Below are 20759 nucleotides of genomic sequence, written 5' to 3' on the forward strand. Positions count from 1 at the left end.
CCTTGCGATTCATCACCTGCTGCTTAAGCGCGTCTGACAGAGTTTTTCTCAATGGCGTCGGCGCTCTGGACGGAGTGTCGGCGCTCGAATGCACCTCATCCGGCAAGACCCTGGTCTGGGCCCTGCATCGGCGCCATCAGCCGGCTGCCTTGCTGCCGACCCCGGGCTCCGCGGCGGCCGCGGAGTCGGGCGCCGCGGCCAAGCGCGCGCCGGTCAACGTGCCGGCCTTGCGGCAGATGATCGATCTGGCCGATTTCGACCACATCGCAGCCGTGCTGCGCTCGCTTGCCGATCCGCCGGCGGTCGACGACGACGAGCTGGTCGAACGCCTGGCCGACCCGGCCCAGCGCGAGGCGGTACAGGCGCTGCGTCGCGCGCGCTGGGGCGGCGGCGATGGCGTCGCCGCGCGTGCGCAGCTGCGCCAAGCCTTCGCCCAGGGCCCGTCGTGGCAGGCCTCGAAGCGGGCCGCGGCCTCGCCGCTGCCCCCGCTGTATCCGCCGCGAAGCTGAGCCTCGGCGCTCCTGAGCGCGAGCGTCCGGGCCACGCGATGCGTTCGCGGCGGCCCACAGGGCCTCGCCGCCACGGCCGCGGCCCGGCAGCCGCCGCGAGCCCCTGGTGTATCCTGCCCGCTGTTTGGGCCAGGCCGGATTCATGAGCGAAAACCTTAACGCGCGCAAGCCGATGCCGTTGCATTGGAAGATGGCGATCGGCTTCCTCGCGGGCCTCGTCCTCGGTCTCATCGTCTACGCCGCCGGCATCGGCAGCGTGACCTACGCGCAATGGGCCGGCCATGCCTGTCCGGCCGCCAGCGGCGCCGACGTCGCCTGGCAGTGCCGCCCGCTGCTCAAGCTGCTCACCGAAACCGTCACCGGCCCCGCCGGCGAAATCTTCCTGCGCCTGATCTTCATGCTGGTGATCCCGCTGCTGTTCTCGGCGCTGGTCATGGGCGTGAGCGAGATGGGCGACATCCGTTCGTTCGGCCGGGTCGGCTGGCGCACGCTCGGCCTGACCGTGCTGATGTCGGCGCTCGCGGTGATCCTCGGCCTGCTGATGGTCAACCTGTTCCAGCCCGGCGCCGGCGTCGATCCGGCCCAGGCGCAACTGCTGATGAGCGAGAACGCCGAGCGCGCGCAGAGCATCGTCCAGGGCAGCGCCAACGCGCCCAAGGGCATCCAGATGCTGGTCTCGATCGTGCCCAGCAACGTCATCCAGGCCGCCGCCGACGACGCCATCCTCGCGGTGATGTTCTTCGCCCTGATGGTCGGCGTGGGCATGGTGCTGACCCGCTCCAAGGCGGTGGACACCCTGCGCGAGGGCATCCAGGGCCTGTTCGATATTTCCATGACCCTGATCGGCCTGGTCATCAAGCTGGCGCCGTACGCGGTGTTCTGCTTCATGTTCAATCTGGCCTCGGCGTTCGGCTGGGACCTGCTGTTCAAGCTCGCCAAGTACGTCGCGGTGGTCGTCGCCGCGCTCGCCATCCATCTGTTCGTGGTGTATTCGCTGGCGCTGAAGTTCATCGGCGGGCGTTCGCCGATGGCCTTCTTCAAGGGCGTGCAGGAGGCGATGGTGCTCGCGTTCTCGACCGCATCGAGCAACGCCACCCTGCCGACTGCGCTGCGCGTGGCCGAGGACGGGCTGCAGCTGCCCCGGCGGGTGTCGCGCTTCGTGCTGACCGTCGGCGCGACCGCCAACCAGAACGGCACCGCCCTGTTCGAGGGCGTCACGGTGATTTTCCTGGCCCAGTTCTTCGGCGTCGACCTGAGCCTGGGCCAGCAGGTGATGGTGATGCTGGTCTGTATCCTCGGCGGCATCGGCACCGCCGGCGTGCCCTCGGGATCGCTGCCGGTGGTGGCGATGATCTGCGCCATGGTCGGGGTGCCGGCCGAGGGCATCGGCCTGATCCTCGGCGTCAATCACTTCCTCGACATGTGCCGGACCACGCTCAACGTCACCGGCGACATCGCCATCGCGGCGATGGTGTCGCGCGGCGTCGCCGATCCGCCGACGGAAAGTCTGTCGGACTGAGGCCGCGGCCTCGGGCGCGCGAAGAACCCGCCTGAACGGCGGGTTTTTCGTTTGTGCGGCACCCGTGCGGGGACGGGCGCGTTGTGGGACGGCATCGGCGCTCGGTCCCGGCGGCATCGTGGCCGGGCGCACCGATCGCTTGTGGCGGGCGTGCCGATCCTGTCCGCCGGCCAGGCCCGGCGCGGTTTTCCGCGCCATTGCAAGCCCGGCGCGCGGCTGCGCGCCAGCGCCGCGGGGCGACACGGCGGCGCCGGGATGGGACAATGGCGGCTCTTCGCCGGTCCCGTCGGGAGCGGCTTCCAAGCCCCCAGCATGCAGACTCCCATGACGACGCACAGCCGCCGCGACCTTGCCAACGCCATTCGTTTCCTCGCCATCGACGCGGTGCAGGCCGCCAACTCCGGTCATCCGGGCATGCCGATGGGCATGGCCGACATCGCCGAGGTGCTCTGGAACGATTACCTGACCCACAACCCGAACAATCCGAAGTGGTTCAACCGCGACCGCTTCATCCTGTCCAACGGACACGGCTCGATGCTGCAGTACGCGCTGCTGCACCTGTCCGGCTACGACCTGTCGATCGAAGACCTCAAGCGCTTCCGCCAGCTCGAGTCCAAGACCCCGGGCCATCCGGAAAACTTCATGACCCCGGGCGTGGAGACCACCACCGGTCCGCTCGGCCAGGGCTTCGCCAACGCGGTCGGCATGGCGCTCGCGGAGAAGCTGCTCGCGCAGCGCTTCAACCGCCCCGAGCTGGCCATCGTCGACCACCGCACCTGGGTGTTCATGGGCGACGGCTGCCTGATGGAAGGCATCTCGCACGAAGCCGCCTCGCTCGCCGGCACCTGGGGCCTGGGCAAGCTGGTCGCGTTCTGGGACGACAACAAGATCTCCATCGACGGCAACACCGACGGCTGGTTCACCGACGACACCCCGGCGCGCTTCGAGGCCTACGGCTGGCGGGTGATCCGCAACGTCAACGGCCACGACGCGGTCGAGATCAAGACCGCCATCGACACCGCGCTCAAGCACGACGACAAGCCGACCCTGATCTGCTGCCGCACCACGATCGGCTTCGGTTCGCCGGCCAAGGCCGGCAAGGAGTCCTCGCACGGCGCGCCGCTCGGCAAGGACGAGATCGCCGCGACCCGCGCCGCGCTGGAATGGCCGTACGGCGACTTCGAGATTCCCGAAAGCATCTACGACGGCTGGCGTTCGCGCAGCACCGGCCTGGTTCGCGAGGACCAGTGGAACCGACTGTTCGACGCCTATGCCGCGCGTTACCCGGACGAGGCCGCCGAGCTGACCCGCCGTTCGCACGGCGAGCTGCCCGAGGACTTCCTGGCCCAGGCCGACGCCTACATCGCCAAGCTGCAGGCCGACGGCCCGACCATCGCCTCGCGCAAGGCCTCGCAGATGGCGATCGAGACCTTCGCGCCGCTGCTGCCGGAACTGATCGGCGGTTCGGCCGACCTGGCTCATTCCAACCTGACCCTGTGGAAGGGCAGCAAGTCGGTCGCGACCGACGACCCCAACGCCAACTACATCTACTACGGCGTGCGCGAGTTCGCGATGACCGCGATCAGCAACGGCCTGCAGTTGCACGGCGGCTTCATTCCCTACGACGCCACCTTCCTGGTGTTCAGCGACTACGCCCGCAATGCGGTGCGCATGAGCGCGCTGATGGGCGCGCACGCGATCCACGTCTACACCCACGACTCGATCGGTCTCGGCGAGGACGGCCCGACCCACCAGCCGGTCGAGCACCTCGCCTCGCTGCGTTACATCCCGGGCAACGACGTCTGGCGTCCGTGCGACGCGGTCGAGTCGGCGGTGTCGTGGCGCGCGGCGATCCAGCGCAACGACGGCCCGAGCTGCCTGATCTTCTCGCGCCAGAATCTGATGCACCAGCCGCGCAGCGACGAGCAGGTCAAGCAGATCGCGCTCGGCGGCTACGTGCTGCGCGACAGCGAAGGCACCCCGGACGCGATCCTGATCGCGACCGGTTCGGAAGTCGGCCTCGCCACCCAGGCCGCCGACGCGCTCGGCGCCGAAGGCCTCAAGGTGCGCGTGGTGTCGATGCCGTCGAGCGACGTGTTCGACCGCCAGCCGTTCGAATACCGCGAATCGGTGTTGCCCAACGCGGTGCGCAAGCGCGTCGCGATCGAGGCCGGCGTCACCGGCTTCTGGCGCAAGTACGTCGGCCTGGACGGCGATGTGGTCGGCATCGACAGCTTCGGCGCGTCGGCTCCGGCCGAGGCCCTGTTCCCGCACTTCGGCTTCACCGTCGAGCGCGTGGTGGCGGCGGTCAAGAACCTGGGCTGATCGCTGCCGCAGGCCGCGCCGCCGCTGGCGGCGTGGCTCTGCCTCATCGCGACGCACGACGGCGCAGGCTGGTTGTGCATCGCGTGCTCCGCCTCGGACCGCTCTGGAATCGAGTCGGATAGGCGCCGGCGGCGATCGCGCCGGCAACTTCCTTTCTTCAGCCGCCCAGGCCACAGCATGACGCAAGACCTCACTACCGAGTCGCTACAGGCGCGTCTTCCTCAGCTGGATGCGCTGCGCGGTCTGGCCGCCTTGTACGTGGTGGTCTATCACGTCATGGCGATGGCCGACCCCGATCTGGCCGTGCCTGCGGCGCTGCTGCCGTTCGTCGGCATGGGGGGCACCGGCGTCGCCCTGTTCTTCGTCATGAGCGCATTTTCGTTGTGCCTGACCTGGCCGCGCCACGCCGCCTCCGGTGCTGCGCTGCGTAGCTTTTATCTGAGCCGTTGGTTCCGCATCGCGCCCTTGCTGCTGGTGCTGTTGGCGGTGATGGTGCTCAAGGACCAATTGCGCGAACCGGCCAGGTACGGCGCCGGCGAGGTCGTCTGGAACGCATCGATGCTGTTCGGCCTGTCGCCGGACTGGCAGCCCGGCATCGTCATGGGCAGTTGGACCATCGGCGTCGAGGTGCTGTTCTATCTGTGGTTCCCGCTGTTCGCCGTCTGGGTGCGCGGGCTGCTCGGACAGGTGTTGTTGCTCGCACTGGCGTTCGCGCTGTCGCTGTGGGCGGCCGGGTGGCCGGCGCCGTTCGCGCACCTGGGCGGCGTTTATGGAGCCTTGACGCATTGGCCGGTATTCGCCTGGGGCTGCGTCCTGTTCCAGCTCTGGTTATGCCTGCGCGACAAGCCCGTGCGCATTCGCCGACCGCTCGGCGTCGCCTTGTTGCTGATCGGTATCCTCGGCAACGCCTTATTGTTCTATCGGCTGCTGCCGCCCGTGCCGGGGCTGAGCGATTGGCTCCAGTGCGCCCTGTTCTACGGTGCGATGTTGCTGGGTCTGTTGCTGGCCAATAATCGCTTGCTGGTGAATCGAGCGACCTGTTTCCTGGGTGCGATCAGCTACTCGCTTTATCTCGTGCATCCGTTCGTGGTGTCGCGCTTGTACGGCGTGTTCGCAAGGTTGTACGAGCATCTTCCGCCGGGAGCGGCGTATGCCGGTTGTGCGGCGATCAGTTTGGCGCTGGCGATTCCGGCCGCGTGGTTGACCTATCGTTTCGTCGAGAAACCGGGCATCCGCCTCGGGCATCGGCTGTTCGCTCGCGTGTCGGCGCGCAAGCGGGCGCCCGCGGGCGAGACGCAGGGGGCCTACTGAGGGGCGGCTCTTGCTTGAAAGAGCGGAGCCTTGCGAATCCTTCCCCTGTAGGAGCGGCGTGAGCCGCGACCGCGTTGCGACGAGTTCACGACGCATCGCTCAAGCAAGATCTAGATCTAGATCAAACGCCAAAAGCTTCCGCCACTAAAGCGGCGGGTTACTTTCTTTTGTCATAAGCAACAAAAGAAAGGTAACCAAAGAAAAATGCTTTTCTTTGAATCACAGGCCCGCACGATCGGTGCTGACGCGGGGATTTTTCATACGGGACATCCCTGTCCCGATGAAAAACGGCGCGCCTCCCTGCGCGCCGCCCTTCGGGTCTCCGGTTGCCTTCGCGAGTGCGAAGCGGCGCACTGCAACCGCAAAATCTTCGCGGCAACGGCAACGGCAACGGCAACGGCAACGGCAACGGCAACGGCAACGGCAACGGCAACGGCAACGGCACAGGCACACGCACAGGCGACGAAAATGGCTGGACTTGCGGCTCGCAGCGCCTCGATCGGTCTGCGCTGGACGCTACGCCCGCGGCCGCGTGCTCAGCGTTACCCGTCTTGTGCCAGCGCCCAGGACAGCAGCCGCGCCTGCAGTTTGTCGCCTAGGCCGGCCGGTTGGTCGAGGCCCATCCGCTGCAGGGCCTCGTGGTCGCGGCCGGATGCGGAGAACAGGGCTCGCAGGATGGTGCGCGCCGTGCCCGCCCGGGTGGTGGTGTTGGCCTTAAGCAGGCCCAGCGCCTTGACCAGGCGTTGCTCGACTTCGGTGAAGTCGCTGCCGAGCGGATAGTCGGGGAGGGTGCCGTCGGCGCGGAACGGGGCGAGCAGGTCGCGCAGGCGTTCCGGTGTGTTGGCGGGGCGTTGCTCAGCTGCCGGCGGCGGCCCGGCGTTCGGGGCCAGCTTGCCGGCGGCGAGGCCGGCTTCGCGCAGGGCGCCGGCGAAGCGCGTATCGGCGATCGCGCACATCGCCTCGATGCAGTCCTCGTCGGTCTTGCCGCGCAGATGAGCGATGCCGTACTCGGTGATGTAGATATCGCGCAGGTGCCGCGGGATGGTCGCCTGGGCGTAGTTCCAGACCACGTTGGAACGTACCGCGCCGGCGCTTTCGCGGGTCGAGCGCAGCATCAGCGCCGAGCGCGCGTTCGGCAGTGCATGCGCCATCGCGACGAAGTTGTATTGGCCGCCGACGCCGGAAACTACCCGGCCGTCGTCGAGCGTGTCCGAAACCGCCGCGCCGAGCGCGGTCGCCATCATGCAGCTGTTGAAGAAGCGCGCATCGCGGCGCTGCAGGCGTTCGAGCGTCTCGTTGCCGCCGTAGAGTTCGTTGACTTCGCTGATCCGGCGCATGCCGATGCCGCGCCGTTGTTCGTCCGACAAGGTGCGCAGCCACTGATAGAAGTCCGGCGAGCCGAGGTAGAAGCCGCCCTGCAGGAATTCGCCCTCCTGGTCGAGTCGCGCGCGGTCTTCGGCGCTCGCGCTGCCGTCGTCGAGCCGGCGCATGAGCTCGAGATCGTCGACGACCTTGCGCCGGATCACGCCGACTTCGACGAGACGCCGAAATCCCTCGTTGATCATCTCGGAACATCCAAAGAGCCCGACGCTAAACGGACCAAGCGGCGCAACCGGCGCCATCGCGTTATGGTCTCCGGTCAGGTCACCCCGCAACGGAGCGGTGTGTCCAAGCGGCGCAACCGGCGCCATCGCGTCGCGCCCCAGGCTCAGGTCGTTGGCACTGGAAGCGGGTTGACCGAGCGGCGCAACCGCCGCATCCACCTCGACCCCCAGCGCCTTCACCACCCGCAAATACGCCGTGTTGTCGGTATGCCGCAGCACCAGCGCATGGCACAGCGCATCGGCCAGGGTGCCGATGCCGATCTGCAGGGTGCCGCCGTCGCGCACCAGGGTGCTGGCGTAGAAGCCGATCGCGTAGTCGGCGTCGGCGACCGGTTGCCGCGGTAGCCCGAACAGTTTCGGATGCGGGCCGGGCGGGGTCACCACCGCGTCGAAGAAGCCGGGGTCGACCGCGGCGCTGCCGCCGAGCCAAGGCAGTTGCGGGTCGACCTCGGCGATCAGCAACGGCCGCGGCAGGCCGCGGGCGACGATCGCGTCGACCGCATCGAAGGTCAGGTCGGTATTGCACGACAGGGACAATCGGTTGCCGCCGGGTTCGGCCGCGACCTTCTGCACGATGGCGTTGACGCCGCGATCGGCGAGGGCGCGGGCGACGTGGGTGTAGTTGAGGCTGGCATAGCGGCGTTGCGCGGCGATCGCGTTGAGCAGCGCGCCCGATTGCAGGTAGAACTCCTCGACTTCGACATGCGCCGGCAAAGCGTTGCGCTTGAGCGCCTGCACGTAGCGCAAGCGCGGGAAGTCGTCGCCGAAGTGGCGCTGCGCAAACGGGCCGACGAAGCGTCCTTCCAGGCCCTTGCCGGCCGCGGGCGGGTCCAGCGACAGCGCCGTGTACAAATGCAGGCGCCGCGAGGGGTCGCGTTCGGCCCGTTCGTACAGCGCATTGAGCAGCCGATGCGGCTTGCCCAAGCCGAGCGGGGCGCCGACGTGGAGCGGGCCGGGCAACCGCTCGTAGAGGAAAGCGACGGCGGCGTCGAGCGAATCGAAGTGGGCGGGATCGGTCATGCGAGCAGTATCGCATTCCCCAGGAGGCGGGCTTGACAGTAACGTTTACAGGCGTAATCTAAATAAAAATTACGGATGTAAACGATGCAGATCAGCGAAGCCGAGTCCCTCGTCATGGACGTGCTTTGGCGCCGGCACCCGCTGTCGGCCGAAGAAGTCATCGCCGCGCTCGCCGACAGCCAGCAATGGCAGGAAGCGACGATCAAGACCCTGCTCAACCGGCTGTTGAACAAGGGCGCGGTGCGCGCCGACAAGGACGGCCGCCGTTACCTGTATGCGCCGGTGCTCAAGCGCGAGGACTGGGTGATGGGCGAGAGCCGTAGCCTGTTGGACCGCTTGTTCGGCGGCCGCGTCGCGCCATTGGTCGCCCACTTCAGCGAACAGCGCAAGCTCAGTCGCAAGGACATCGCCGACCTGCGCAAGTTGCTCGACGAGCTCGACGATGAAGCGCATTGAACCCGTCCACGGATGCATGCACGGCGAGCGTCCCAGCGCCGCGAAAGTCACCGCCCATTTCGCCGATTCGGAGAACCGCTCATGACCGTGCCCACTGAGTCGGCGATGTGGCTGCTCGAAACCTCGGTGGCGATGACCCTGGCCTTGCTGCTGGTGCTGGCCTTGCGCCTGCCGCTGCGGCGCGCCTTCGGTGCCGCGGTCGGCTATGCCGCCTGGGTGCTGTTGCCGTTGTCGGCGATCGCGGTGCTGTTGCCGTCTGCGACGCGGCCCCTACCCCTGACGGCCGCCGGCACGAGCGCCGCGCGGATCCCGCCGCCGCTCCTGCAGGCGACGGCGACGGCGGGCTTCGATCCGCTGCCGTGGCTGCTCGCAATCTGGATGGCCGGCGTCGTCTTCATGGCCGCGGCGACTTGGTGCGAGCAACGGCGTTTCCAGCGCGGGCTCGGCCGCATCGCGCGCCGCGAGGACGGTCTCTATCAATCCGGAGCGATCCTCGGGCTGCCGGCGGCATTCGGCCTGTTGCGGCCGCGCATCGTGGTGCAGCGCGATTTCGATACGCGTTACTCGAGCGAACAGCAAGCTTTGATCCGCACCCACGAGCGCAGCCACATCCGCTGCGGCGATCTGCACGTCAACGCTTTCGTCGCCCTGCTGCGCTGCTTGTACTGGTTCAATCCGCTGTTGCATTACGCCGCGCGCCGCTTCCGCCACGACCAGGAGCTGGCCTGCGATCTGCGCGTGCTCGTCCGGCATCCGCGTTCGCGGCGCAGCTACGGCGAGGCGATGTTGAAGACCCTGCTGGCGGCGCGTCCCTCGCCGCTGGCTTGCCACTGGGCGCAAGCCCATCCCTTGAAAGAGAGAATCCTCATGCTCAAGCAACCCTTGCCCGCGCCGAAGCGGGTCGGAATCGGCGCCGCCGTGCTCGCTGCGCTCGCCTCGGTCACCGGTTTCGGCGTCTGGGCCGGACAACCCGCCGACGCGCCGAAGACCGAGTCGGTCTACCTCCACTCGGTGCCGGGCGAACCGAAGGTGTCCCTGGCCCTGAGCGACGAGACCCCACGCGCCGTCGCCCGCCGCATCGCCGCTCAGGCCGGCCTGAATCTGGCCAATCCGCAGGCGCTCGGCGACAGCGGCAAGGGCGTCAGCCTGCATGTCGATGGCATCCCGGCGCGCAGCGCCCTGGAGCTCGTCGCCGGCGAGTCGGGCATGAAGCCGGTGTTCCAGGGCAACTCGGTCACCTTCATTCCGGTCGACGTCAGGCGCTGAAGCCTTGCCGTCGGCGGGCCGTGCTTCCCGAACGCCGCGCGCAGTCCCGCGCACCCGACCTTCACGCGCCGACGGTATACACCTCGTCGGCGATCCGCCGCACTTCCTCGGGATAGTGGCTGACGTAGATCATCGGCAAGGCGCTCTCGTCGCGGACCCGCTGCAGATACGGCAACAACTCGTCGCGGCGATTCATGTCCAGCATAGACAGCGGCTCGTCCAGCAGCAGGATCTGCGGCTGGGACAGCAAAGCGCGCCCCAATGCGACGCGCTGGCTCTCGCCGCCGGACAGGCCGGCGGTGTCGCGCCCGAGCAAGGGTGCGATGCCGAGCAGGTCGACCACGGCCTCGAAGGCGAAGCGCGGCGCGTGCCGCGCTTCGCCGTGCAGGCCGTACAACAGATTGCGGCGCACGTTGAGATGCGGAAACAGGCGCGCGTCCTGGAACACGTAGCCGATGCGGCGGCGATGCGCTGGCACGTCGATGCCGCGTTCGCTGTCGAACAGGCAACGGCCGGCGATCTCGATGCGTCCGCGCTGCGGCCGCAGCAGCCCGGCCACCGCATACAGCAGCGAGGTCTTGCCCGCGCCGGAAGCGCCGACCAGCGCGATCACGCGATGGCGGCTGCGAATGCCGACGCTGCGTTCGAAGCTGCCGCGGCGCAGGCTGAAGTCGAGCACGTGGACCTCGCCCGCGGACGGATCGCGCGCCGCCGCAACGTTCGCGCTCTGGTCGCGATCGAACAGTGCCTCGTTCATCGGTGGGTCTCGCGTCGCTGGCGCTGCACCAGCCATTCCGAGGCGAACACCGCGGCGAACGAAATCGCCACCGCGACCAGGGCCAGGCGCAGCACGCCGGACTCGCCGCCGGGCACCTGCATCAGGCCGTAGATCGCCGACGACAGGGTCTGGGTTTCGCCGGGGATGTTGGAGACGAAGGTGATCGTCGCGCCGAACTCGCCGAGCGCCTTGGCGAACGACAGCACCGCGCCGGCGACCAGCCCTGGCCAGGCCAGCGGCAGGGTCACGCCGAAGAACACTCGCCAACGGTTGGCGCCGAGGGTCGAGGCGGCTTGCTCGAGGCGCCGGTCGACCGCTTCGATCGACAACCGGATCGCCCGCACCATCAGCGGAAAGCCCATGATCGCACTGGCCAGGGCGGCGCCGGTCCAGCGGAAGGCGAAACTGAAATGGAAGTACTCCGACAACCAGCGCCCGATCGCGCCCTGGTTGCCGAACAGGATCAGCAGCGCGTAGCCGGTGACCACCGGCGGCAACACCAGCGGCAGGTACAACAAGGTGTCGAACACCAGCTTGCCGGGGAAACGGGTGCGCGCCAGCAGCCAGCCCATCGCGATGCCGAGCGGCAGGCTGGCGAGGGTCGCGACCGTGGCGACCTTCAGGCTGAGGGCGATCGCGGTGAGTTCGGCGGGACTGAAATCGAACATCTGGATTCGCTCAGTCGAGCGTCGCGAAACCATGGCGGCGGAAGATCGTCGCCGCGGGCGTCGTCGTCAGCCACTGGGCGAACGCGGCGGCGCGCGGGTGCCGGCTGCTGCCGACGCGGGCGAGCGGATACACGATCGGCCCATGGCTGTCGGCGGGGAAGGTCGCCAGCACCCGCACCTTCGGTTCGGCGCGTGCGTCGCTGGCATAGACCACGCCGAGCGGGGTTTCGCCGCGTGCGACCAGCATCAGCGCGGCCCGCACGTTCTCGGCTTCGGCGACCCGGGGTTGCAGCGCGGCCCACAAGCCCAGCGAGACGAACGCGGCGCGGGCGTACTTGCCGGCCGGCACGCTGTTGGTCAGGGCCAGGGCGATGCGGCCGTCGCCGAGCAGCGGCCGCAGATCGACGCCGGGCTTCAACGCGATCGGCCCGGCGCGACTGCTCTGCGGCGCGATCAGCACCAGGCGGTTGCCGAGCAGGTTGCGGCGGCTGGCGGCGTCGATGAGCTGGCGTCGCTGCAGGTAGTCCATCCAGTCCAGGTCGGCCGAGACGAACACGTCGGCCGGCGCGCCCTGTTCGATCTGGCGGGCGAGGGCGGAACTGGCGGCGTAGGACACCCGCACCGATTGCCCACTCGCCTTGGTGTACGCGGCCGCAGCTTCGTCGAGCGATTCCTTGAGGCTGGCGGCGGCGAACACGGTGATCGGCGCGGCGCCTTCGGCCGCCTTGGGCGCGCTCTGCGCCGGCGCGACGCTGGCGGCGAACGCGAAGCCGAGCGCGCACAGGGCGCCCAGCCAGCGGCGACGGATCGGATTCATTGCGGACCTGTCGGGTGGGAGTCGGGGCGAGAGTAGCGCGAAGCCGGTCGAATCGCTTCGGAGCCGGTCGAACCGCCTCATAACCGGTCGAGCGGAAGTTTCAGGTAGCGCACGCCGTTGGCTTCGGGCTCGGGCAGGGCGCCGGCGCGCAGGTTGACCTGCAGCGCCGGCAGGATCAGCGCCGGTACCTGCAGCCCGGCGTCGCGTTGTTCGCGCAAGGCGACGAACTCGGCCTCGCCGGTATCGGCGCGGACGTGGATGTTGCTGCGCTTGTGTTCGCCGAGCGTGGTTTCGCAGGCCGGCTCGCGCCCGGGCTTGCCGTAATCGTGGCAAACGAATACGCGCGTGGCATCGGGCAGCCGGTACAGCGCCTGGATCGACCGGTACAGCATGGCGGCGCTGCCGCCGGGGAAGTCGCAGCGCGCGGTGCCGCTGTCGGGCATGAACAGCGAGTCGCCTGCGAACAAGGCATCGCCGATCAGATAGGCGAGGCTGTCGCGGGTGTGGCCGGGCACCGGTATCGTCCGTGCCTGCAGCGCGCCGATGGCGAAGCCTTCGTCGTCGTCGAACAGGTGGTCGAAGGCCGGGACGGCGTCGGTCTCGGCCAGGTTGAACAGCGGCGCGAACACGCGCCGGACCTCGTCGATGCGGCGGCCGATCGCGATCCGCGGCGCCGCCGCGCCGCCGGCGGCGATCGCCTCGCGCAGCGCATGGGCGGCGCTGAGGTGGTCGGCATGGGCGTGGGTTTCCAGCAGCCAGTCGATCCGCAGGCCCTGGCGCGCGGCTGCGTCGAGCAGGGCTTGCGCGCTGCCCAGGCCGGTGCGGCCCGAGCGCGCGTCGTAGTCGAGCACCGGGTCGACGATGGCCGCCGCGCGCGTCGCCGGATCGGCGACCAGATACGACCAGGTGCCGGTGTCGCGATGATGGAAGGGCAGAACCTGCGGCGACATGCGATGACTCCTGGCGGCGGGACGGCTCCGGCAGCCTGGGACGAAGGCCGGCCTCAGCGATGCGCGAGCGCGGCGTTGAGCACGTCGGCCAGGTGCGCGCCGCCGAGCCGCAACTGAGTTTCCGCCACCGGCCGCCAGGTTTCCACATAGGCTGGTTCGAGCGTATGGCCCGTCGGGTAGAAGCCCGGCTGCAATACGATCCGGCACGAGGCCTCGGCCCAGGCGGGCGAGGCCGGCGGCAGGCCGAGCCCGCCCGCGGCCGGCGCCGGGGTCTGCCGCAGGCGCTGGAGATAGGCCTCGTCGCTGCGCTTGCTCATCGACAGCATCTTGCTGTCCCACAGCGAATGCAGGTTGGTGCCGTAGCCGTCGCGGGGTTCGGGCTCGCCGCGGATCTGCAACTGGTAGTCGTTGCCGCCCTTGTCGTGGCCGAAGCCGGCATGCAGCGGCTGGTGCACATCGCCGACGAAATGGACCACGAACTTCAAGGCCTGCAGGCGTTGCTCGCGCGGCTGGCCGCGGTCGGCGAGGATCGCGGTCTGGGCGCGGATCGCCTCGACCACGCAGTTGCCGCCGGGGCAATCGCGCGCGGCGTCGTAGCGGCAGTCGTCCTCGGCGAGGTTGACGTAGTGCCACTTGGCGCTGCGCTTGCCGAGTTCGGGGTCGTTGGCGCGCAGGTCGTCGGCCCAGTTGGCGATGCCGGGCAAGCTCGGGTCGGCTTCGCCTTTCAGCAGGCCGGCGATCTCGGCGCGCACGTCGGGGCGCAGATCGTCCCAGGCCAGGGCGGCGACCAGGCGGTGTCCCTGCGGGCCCCAGGCCAGGCTGTTGAGCGGCAGCAAAAGCAGCAGCGCCGAATAGCGGCGCAGCGATGCGGAGAGGGAATGCGGACGGGTCGAAGTCATGGCGTCCACTTTACCGGAGCGCTCGATCGCGGCCGCTGTCCGAATATGGCGAGGCGCGTGCGGACTGCGGTCGGACGACATCGGTCGGCACGAGCCGCGAACGGTCGCGGGCGCCGCGGCGCGCCGGACCGAAGCGGCGTTCGGACCGGCGGGGTCGATGCCATGGCGATCGCGGCCGGCCCGGCCCGCCGCGATCGCCAGGCAGCGTATCGCTGCTTAGAACTTCATCACGTAGGCCAGACCGAACACGGTCGGGTCGATGGTGGCCTTGCCGATCTTCTGGTCGTTCAGCTCGACGTCTGTCTGGATGTCGATCCAGCGCGCATCCACCCGGATCGAGCTGCGCTCGGTCAGGATGAAGTCGACGCCGACATGAGCCGCCACGCCGACCGAGTCGTCCAGCTTGAGGCGGGTGCCGCGCAGCGCGCCGGTGGTCTTCTCGCTGAAGAAGGTGGTGTAGTTGACGCCCAGGCCGACGAAGGGCGAGACCACGCCGCGGCTGTTCCAGTGGTACTGCAGGGAGAAGGTCGGCGGCAGGTGCTTGGTCGTGCCGACCTTGCCGACGCCCTTGATATCGATGTCGTGCTTGAACGGCGTGGCCGCGAGCACCTCGATGCCGAGGTTGTCGCGAATGAAGTATTCGAAGGTGATGGTGGGCTGGACGTTGTCGCCGATTTCCAGGTCGGCCGCTCCGCCCAGCACGCTGCCGTTGTCGGACTTCGGATTGACCTGGTGGGCGCCGATGCCCAGGGTGAAGTTGCCGGTCTGCTGGGCGAGCGCCGGCTGAGCCGCGCAGGCCAGGGTGGCGGCGAGGATGCCGCCGATCAGTCGCTGATTCATTCCTTGAGTCCCCTGTGAGGTCGTGGAGAGACCGAAGTCTGCAGGTTTGCTGAACAGGAGTCTGTCCGCACCGCACTCTAAATACGCCGCAGAACGGCAAACCTAGACCTGCGTTCCAATCTTGTCGCTGCGTGGGGCATGGCCGGCAATCCGGCCGGCGCCCAGCGCTCGGGACGCCGGAGCGCGGCCGCTGCCGGCGCCCCCACGATTGCGGGACCGGACAGACCGGCGCAGCCCGATGCACAGGGCGCCGGACTGCGACCCCGCGCCCGCCTTGCTAGAATGGGAGTTTCCCCACTTGACCCGCCCGGGCGGCTGCAGGAGTTACCTCAATGACGATCAAGGTAGGCATCAACGGCTTCGGCCGCATCGGACGCAACGTCCTGCGCGCGGCCGTGCAGAATTTCGGCGACGACATCGAGATCGTGGCCATCAACGATCTGCTCGAGCCCGACTACCTGGCCTACATGCTGCAGTACGACTCGGTCCACGGCCGCTTCAAGGGCGAGGTCAAGGTCGAAGGCAACACCCTGGTCGTCAACGGCAAGCAGATTCGCCTGACCCAGGAACGCGACCCGTCCAACCTCAAGTGGGACGAGGTCGGCGCCGAGGTGGTGATCGAATCGACCGGCCTGTTCCTCGACAAGGCCACCGCGCAGAAGCATCTCGACGCCGGTGCCAAGAAGGTCGTGCTGTCGGCGCCGTCGAAGGACGACACGCCGATGTTCGTTTACGGCGTCAACGACAAGACCTACAAGGGCGAGGCCATCGTCTCCAACGCCTCGTGCACGACCAACTGCCTGGCCCCGCTGGCCAAGGTGCTCAACGACAAGTGGGGCATCAAGCGCGGCCTGATGACCACCGTGCACGCCGCCACCGCGACCCAGAAGACCGTCGACGGCCCGAGCAACAAGGACTGGCGCGGCGGCCGCGGCATCCTGGAGAACATCATCCCGTCGAGCACCGGCGCGGCCAAGGCGGTCGGCGTGGTGATCCCGGAGCTCAACAAGAAGCTCACCGGCATGTCGTTCCGCGTGCCGACCTCGGACGTGTCGGTGGTCGATCTGACCGTGGAACTGGTCAAGGACGCGACCTACGCCGAGATCTGCGCGGAAATGAAGGCGCAGAGCGAAGGCGCGCTGAAGGGCGTGCTGGGCTACACCGAAGACAAGGTCGTGGCGACCGATTTCCGCGGCGACGCGCGCACCTCGATCTTCGACGCCGAAGCCGGCATCGCTCTGGACGGCACCTTCGTCAAGCTGGTCAGCTGGTACGACAACGAATGGGGTTACTCGAACAAGTGCCTCGAAATGGTCAAGGTCGTCGCCGGCAAGTAAGCGGCGGTTTCCCGATCGACGAAGAAGCCCCGCGATCGCGGGGCTTTTTTGTTGGAGCCCGTTGCCTCGTTAGCCCACTGCGAGGCAGGCCCTGTAGGCGTGAACGCCCTGCTCGGTCGCGTGTCCTTCTCGGCCTCAGGCAAAACCCCCGGACCTCCTTCCCGGGGCCGTCTGGCCCGGGCGAACGCGCGGCTCAGTCGACCTCTACGGCGACCCGCTCGCGCAGTCCGCGTGCCGACTGCACCATCGCGCGCAAGGCCGAGCGCACCTCCGGCCAGTCGCGGGTCTTCAGCCCGCAGTCCGGGTTGACCCACAGCTGCGCCGGGTCGAGCACATCGAGCGCCTTGTCGAGCAGATCGCGCATCTCGGTCTCGCTGGGCACGCGCGGCGAATGAATGTCGTAGACGCCCGGACCGATGCCGTTCGGATAGCGGTAGCGCACGAACGCATCCAGCAGCTCCATGCGCGAGCGCGAGGTCTCGATCGAAATCACGTCGGCGTCGAGCGCGGCCACCGCCTCGATGATGTCGTTGAACTCGGCGTAGCACATGTGGGTGTGGATCTGGGTCGTATCGCCGACGCCGCTGGCGGCGAGGCGGAAGCTCTCGCCGGCCCAGGCCAGGTAGGCCGGCCAATCGGCACGGCGCAACGGCAGGCCTTCGCGCAACGCCGGTTCGTCGATCTGGACGATGGCGATGCCGGCCGCTTCCAGGTCCAGCACTTCCTGGCGCAGAGCCAGGGCGATCTGCCGGCAGCTGTCGGCGCGCGGCTGGTCGTCGCGGACGAACGACCACTGCAGGATCGTCACCGGCCCGGTCAGCATGCCTTTCACCGGTCGCTCGGTTTGCGCCTGCGCATAGCGGGTCCAGTCGACGGTCATCGGCCGCGGCCGGACCACGTCGCCGAACAGCACTGGCGGCTTGACGCAGCGCGAGCCGTAGCTCTGCACCCAGCCGTGGGCGGTGAAGGCGAAGCCCTCGAGTTGCTCGCCGAAGTACTCGACCATGTCGTTGCGTTCGAACTCGCCGTGCACCAGCACGTCGATGCCCAGGGCCTCCTGCTCGCGCAGGCAAAGCCGGGTTTCGTTCTCGAGGAAGCTGCGGTAGGCCGCGTCGTCGATCTTGCCGGCCTTGTGCTCGGCGCGCGCGCGCCGCACTTCGGCGGTTTGAGGGAACGAGCCGATGGTGGTGGTCGGGAACAGCGGCAGGCCGAGGCGTCGCGCCTGCACCTGCGCGCGCTGCGGGTAGGGCGAAGCGCGCCGGGTCATCGCCGGTTCGACCGCGGCCAGGCGCTTGCGCACCTCGGCATTGCGCAGCAGCGGCGAGGCCAGGCGCGCGGCGCGCGCGCTGGCGGCGGTGGCGAGGTCGCGGTTTGCGTCGGCGCTGCCGGCGAGCGCATCGGCGAGCAGGCGCAGTTCCTCGACCTTCTGCCGCGCATAGGCCATCCAGTGGCGCAGCGGCGCCGGCAGCTTGCGCTCGAGCTCCAGGTCGGTCGGCACGTGCAGCAGCGAGCACGACGGCGCCAGCCATCGCGCGCGGTCGCCGGCGCGGCGGGCCAGGCTCAGCGCGGCATCGAGGTCGGCGCGCCAGATGTTGCGGCCGTCGACCACGCCGAGGCTGAGTACGCGATCGTCCGGCAGCAGCGGCAGCACGCTTTCCAACTGCTGCGGCGCGCGCACCAGGTCGACGTGCAAGCCTTGCACCGGCAGGCGCGCGGCGAGCGCGGCATTGTCGCCGAGGCCGCCGAAGTAGGTGGTCAGCAGCCGCTTCGGCGCGTCGGCATCGGCCAGCGCGGCGTAGGCGCGGCGGTAGGCGTCGCGATCGGCGTCGTCGAGATCTAACACCAGCGCCGGCTCATCGAGCTGCACCCACTCGGCGCCGGCGGCCTTGAGCCTGGCCAACAGTTCGGCATAGGCAGGCAGCAGGGCATCGAGCAGCTCGCGCGGGTCGCCGCCGTCGCTGCGCTTGCCGAGCTTGAGGAACGACACCGGGCCGAGCAGGACCGGCCGCGCCTCGATGCCGAGCGCGCGCGCCTGCGCCAGCTCGGACAGCGGCTTGTCGCCGCGCAGGGCGAAGCGCTGGCCTGGTTCGAACCGTGGGACCAGATAGTGGTAGTTGGTGTCGAACCACTTGGTCATCTCGAGCGCGCGCAGGTCGCGGCGGCCGTCCTGCAGGCCGCGGGCGAGGGCGAAGTAGCCGCCGAGGGGATCCTCGTCGTAGACCTCGCGGTATGGCGCGGGGATCGCGTCGAACAGCACGGCGGTATCGAGGACGTGGTCGTAGATGGAGAAATCGTTGCACGGCACGACGTCGGCGCCGGCCCGCCGGGCGAGCCGCCAGTGGCGTTCGCGCAGGTCGTGGGCGGTGTCGTGCAGCGCCTGGGCCGGCGTGTCGCCTTTCCAGAACGATTCCAGGGCCAGCTTGAGTTCGCGCCGCGCGCCTATGCGCGGGAAGCCGAGATGGGTGACGCTGATCATGATGAGTACCTGCGATGCGTGGGCATGGCGCAGGGCAACGAAGGAGACCAAGGCTGCGCCGGCCCGACGCTCGCGCGCCCGGCCTCGCCGCAACCTGGGTGTCGACCTTCGCCCCCGCGGGCGAACCGGCGCGCACGACGCGGCCCGCGCCGGGACGGCCCGGACGCAGCGCCGACGCCTCGCGGGCCGGAGTCGGACGGAAGACGTGCCTTCCGGTCATGGCAGGTCTTCGGGCTTGGGGCACGGAGCACGAGGCGCCTCCTACTGTCCGTCGCTTCCCGGGATCGCTCCCAGTGTCTGACGAAGTTCGTTCCCTATACCGCTGCGGGGCAGCTCCGGAATTGGACTGGCGTCCGTACCGGATTCCCTCTAACCGCCGCCGGCGCGAACCGGTGGCGATTTGTCGCATCGCTTCATCTGCATGAAGCGATGTTCACCATTACGCCGCCAAACTACGCAGCGCGCCGGGCGAAGTCAATCGCCGCGATCGCGATGCGTGGACCCGGTTTGCGATTTGTGGCCGCTGCCGCCGGCGTCGCCGCGGACGGTGATTCCCCGGCTGCCGTTCATGCGTCGCCGACGATGATGGGCCGCGTCGACGACCGTGAATGCCATGACCTCCTGCCGTTGAGCTTCGCGGGCGGCGGGGCTAACGTTCGAGGTGCGGCGACGATGCGCGGCGCGGGACCAGGACGGCCCGCGCGATCCCGAATCCGATGGGTGGACCATGCTTTTCAGAAGGACGTTTGCGCTGACCTTGTGCCTGCTCGGACTGGCGGCTTGCGGGAGGGATTCCGCCGCGCCGCCGCCGGCGGCCGCCGAGCCGGTCACCATGGGCAGCCAGAACGAATCGCCGAAGGTCGCCGCCGCGGCCGCGCCGAGCGAGACCGACATCCTGCAGGGCACGTACTGGCCGCCGGCCAAGCTCGACGGCGGCGTGGCCAGGATCAGCTGCGAATACGACTACCCGCGCTTCGGCGACGGCAAAGCGCTGACCTCGCTGGACTTCTTCAGCCTGGTCGACGCGCTGTCGCCGTGCCGGTCCAGCGGCGTGGTGCGGCTGCATTACCAGGGCAAGATCGGCGCCGGCTTCACCGCGTTGGTGCAGCGCGTCGCCGCGATGGCCACGCGCATGGAAATCCAGACCCGTATCCTCGACATCGACTCCAGCGGCGGCCATGTCGAGGAAGCGATCCGCGCCGGCGACTCGATCGCCGAGTCGGGCTGGGCGATCTGGGTGCGCGAGGAATCGGTCTGCCATAGCGCCTGCGTGCTGGTGCTGGCCGCCGGCGACACCCGCTCGATCGAGGGCAAGGTCGGCATCCACCGGCTGATGCGCGACCGCTCGACCGCGACCTCGCGCGCCGAACTCAGCCGCGAGCTCAAGGCGATCAACCAGCAGGTGCGCGATTACCTGGAGCGCAACGGCGTCGCCACCGGCGTCGCCGACCTGATGATGACGATCGCCAACCGCGACCTGCGCCTGCTTACCGAAGACGAGTTGAAACAATTCGGCCTCGACGGCACCAACGCCGCCCAGGACGACCTCGACCGCATCCGCCTGACCCGCAAGTGCGGCGAAGACTTCGTCCGCCGCCGCGACGCCTTCCGCCGCGATTTCGACGCCCAGTGCATGGCCACCGGCAAGAACTTCGCTTCCATGCCGGAATGCGCGAAGGCCTTGCAGCGGCAGTTCGGTTTCCCCGACGAGACCTGTCCCTCAGACAGCCCGGCCGACCTGTATGCCCGCGACCTGCGGCGCCTGCCGCTGGCCGGCGACGAGGCGGCCGGCGGCGACGCGCCGGCCACCGCGGGCGCGTCGAAGAAGCGTTCCGACAACAGCGCCAACCAGAGCGCCAACCAGAGCGCCGAGTAACCTCGTCGGTTGAGGAGACGATCGCAACGCCGTCGCAGCGCGGCTTGCGGCGACCGCGGACTGCGGCGAGAATCTGCGCCCTGTCATAGCCAGAGCCCTGCGGGTTCA

At 68.8% G+C, this 20759-nt stretch carries 16 protein-coding genes, 1 pseudogene and 1 riboswitch; of the genes and pseudogenes, 8 read left to right on the forward strand and 9 right to left on the reverse strand.

Annotated elements, in window-relative coordinates:
* The 4 genes and pseudogenes from ACSAMQ_RS12780 to ACSAMQ_RS12795 all read left to right on the forward strand — a co-directional run.
* A pseudogene (locus ACSAMQ_RS12780) lies at nt 1-509 on the forward strand (hypothetical protein); the annotation flags it as partial.
* Nucleotides 510-651: 142 nt separating this feature from the next.
* Nucleotides 652-2028 carry a dicarboxylate/amino acid:cation symporter gene (locus ACSAMQ_RS12785; RefSeq protein WP_435396009.1) on the forward strand — a complete coding sequence of 459 codons (1377 nt, stop codon included), beginning with the start codon at nt 652-654 and terminating at the stop codon, nt 2026-2028.
* Between the two features lie 324 nt (nt 2029-2352).
* The gene (tkt, locus tag ACSAMQ_RS12790; RefSeq protein WP_435396010.1) at nt 2353-4353 is read left to right on the forward strand and encodes a transketolase; all 2001 of its coding nucleotides are present in this window, start codon (nt 2353-2355) and stop codon (nt 4351-4353) included.
* A 72-nt stretch (nt 4354-4425) separates the two neighbouring features.
* On the forward strand, nt 4426-5664 hold the full coding sequence (locus ACSAMQ_RS12795) for an acyltransferase family protein (RefSeq protein ID WP_435396011.1): 1239 nt from the start codon (nt 4426-4428) through the stop codon (nt 5662-5664).
* 542 nt (nt 5665-6206) lie between these two features.
* Here ACSAMQ_RS12795 and ACSAMQ_RS12800 read toward each other — a convergent pair.
* Nucleotides 6207-8288 carry an acetyl-CoA hydrolase/transferase C-terminal domain-containing protein gene (locus tag ACSAMQ_RS12800; RefSeq protein WP_435396012.1) on the reverse strand — a complete coding sequence of 694 codons (2082 nt, stop codon included), beginning with the start codon at nt 8286-8288 and terminating at the stop codon, nt 6207-6209.
* A gap of 84 nt (nt 8289-8372) precedes the next feature.
* On the opposite strand from ACSAMQ_RS12800, the gene ACSAMQ_RS12805 reads away from it, so the two are divergent.
* Together ACSAMQ_RS12805 and ACSAMQ_RS12810 are read left to right on the forward strand one after the other, a co-directional pair.
* Nucleotides 8373-8744, forward strand: coding sequence for a BlaI/MecI/CopY family transcriptional regulator (locus ACSAMQ_RS12805; protein ID WP_435396013.1), 372 nt, complete (start codon nt 8373-8375; stop codon nt 8742-8744).
* A gap of 81 nt (nt 8745-8825) precedes the next feature.
* Nucleotides 8826-10010, forward strand: coding sequence for a M56 family metallopeptidase (locus ACSAMQ_RS12810; RefSeq protein WP_435396014.1), 1185 nt, complete (start codon nt 8826-8828; stop codon nt 10008-10010).
* 61 nt (nt 10011-10071) lie between these two features.
* Here ACSAMQ_RS12810 and ACSAMQ_RS12815 read toward each other — a convergent pair whose 3' ends face one another.
* From ACSAMQ_RS12815 to ACSAMQ_RS12840, 6 genes are all read right to left on the reverse strand, one after another.
* Nucleotides 10072-10767, reverse strand: a complete 696-nt coding sequence (locus ACSAMQ_RS12815; protein WP_435396015.1) for an ATP-binding cassette domain-containing protein — start codon at nt 10765-10767, stop codon at nt 10072-10074.
* Nucleotides 10764-11456 carry a molybdate ABC transporter permease subunit gene (modB, locus tag ACSAMQ_RS12820; protein ID WP_435396016.1) on the reverse strand — a complete coding sequence of 231 codons (693 nt, stop codon included), beginning with the start codon at nt 11454-11456 and terminating at the stop codon, nt 10764-10766. The genes ACSAMQ_RS12815 and modB overlap by 4 nt, the downstream gene beginning before the upstream one ends.
* A gap of 10 nt (nt 11457-11466) precedes the next feature.
* Entirely contained in the window at nt 11467-12273 is an 807-nt protein-coding gene (modA, locus tag ACSAMQ_RS12825; RefSeq protein WP_435396017.1) for a molybdate ABC transporter substrate-binding protein, read from the reverse strand.
* 77 nt (nt 12274-12350) lie between these two features.
* On the reverse strand, nt 12351-13223 hold the full coding sequence (locus ACSAMQ_RS12830) for an MBL fold metallo-hydrolase (RefSeq protein WP_435396018.1): 873 nt from the start codon (nt 13221-13223) through the stop codon (nt 12351-12353).
* Nucleotides 13224-13276: 53 nt separating this feature from the next.
* Complete coding sequence (locus ACSAMQ_RS12835; RefSeq protein WP_435396029.1) at nt 13277-14086, reverse strand: S1/P1 nuclease; 810 nt, start codon at nt 14084-14086, stop codon at nt 13277-13279.
* A 252-nt stretch (nt 14087-14338) separates the two neighbouring features.
* Nucleotides 14339-14962 (reverse strand): OmpW/AlkL family protein, encoded by a 624-nt coding sequence (locus ACSAMQ_RS12840; protein WP_435396019.1) that lies wholly within the window; start codon nt 14960-14962, stop codon nt 14339-14341.
* A gap of 332 nt (nt 14963-15294) precedes the next feature.
* Here ACSAMQ_RS12840 and gap point away from each other — a divergent pair, with 332 nt between their 5' ends.
* Entirely contained in the window at nt 15295-16299 is a 1005-nt protein-coding gene (gene gap / locus ACSAMQ_RS12845; protein WP_435396020.1) for a type I glyceraldehyde-3-phosphate dehydrogenase, read from the forward strand.
* Between the two features lie 193 nt (nt 16300-16492).
* Here the strand turns inward: gap and metE are convergent, their stop codons facing one another.
* Together metE and ACSAMQ_RS12855 are read right to left on the reverse strand one after the other, a co-directional pair.
* Entirely contained in the window at nt 16493-18775 is a 2283-nt protein-coding gene (metE, locus tag ACSAMQ_RS12850) for a 5-methyltetrahydropteroyltriglutamate--homocysteine S-methyltransferase (RefSeq protein ID WP_435396021.1), read from the reverse strand.
* A 203-nt stretch (nt 18776-18978) separates the two neighbouring features.
* A riboswitch (cobalamin riboswitch) is annotated at nt 18979-19184 on the reverse strand.
* Nucleotides 19185-19249: 65 nt separating this feature from the next.
* A complete protein-coding gene (locus ACSAMQ_RS12855) occupies nt 19250-19390 on the reverse strand; it encodes a hypothetical protein (RefSeq protein WP_435396022.1) in 141 nt (46 codons plus the stop codon).
* Between the two features lie 112 nt (nt 19391-19502).
* Here ACSAMQ_RS12855 and ACSAMQ_RS12860 point away from each other — a divergent pair, with 112 nt between their 5' ends.
* Nucleotides 19503-20651: a hypothetical protein gene (locus tag ACSAMQ_RS12860; RefSeq protein WP_435396023.1), complete on the forward strand. Its 1149-nt coding sequence runs from the start codon at nt 19503-19505 to the stop codon at nt 20649-20651.
* Nucleotides 20652-20759 lie beyond the last annotated feature (108 nt).

The organism is Lysobacter sp. 1R34A (assembly GCF_051217035.1).
Lineage (GTDB): Bacteria > Pseudomonadota > Gammaproteobacteria > Xanthomonadales > Xanthomonadaceae > Lysobacter.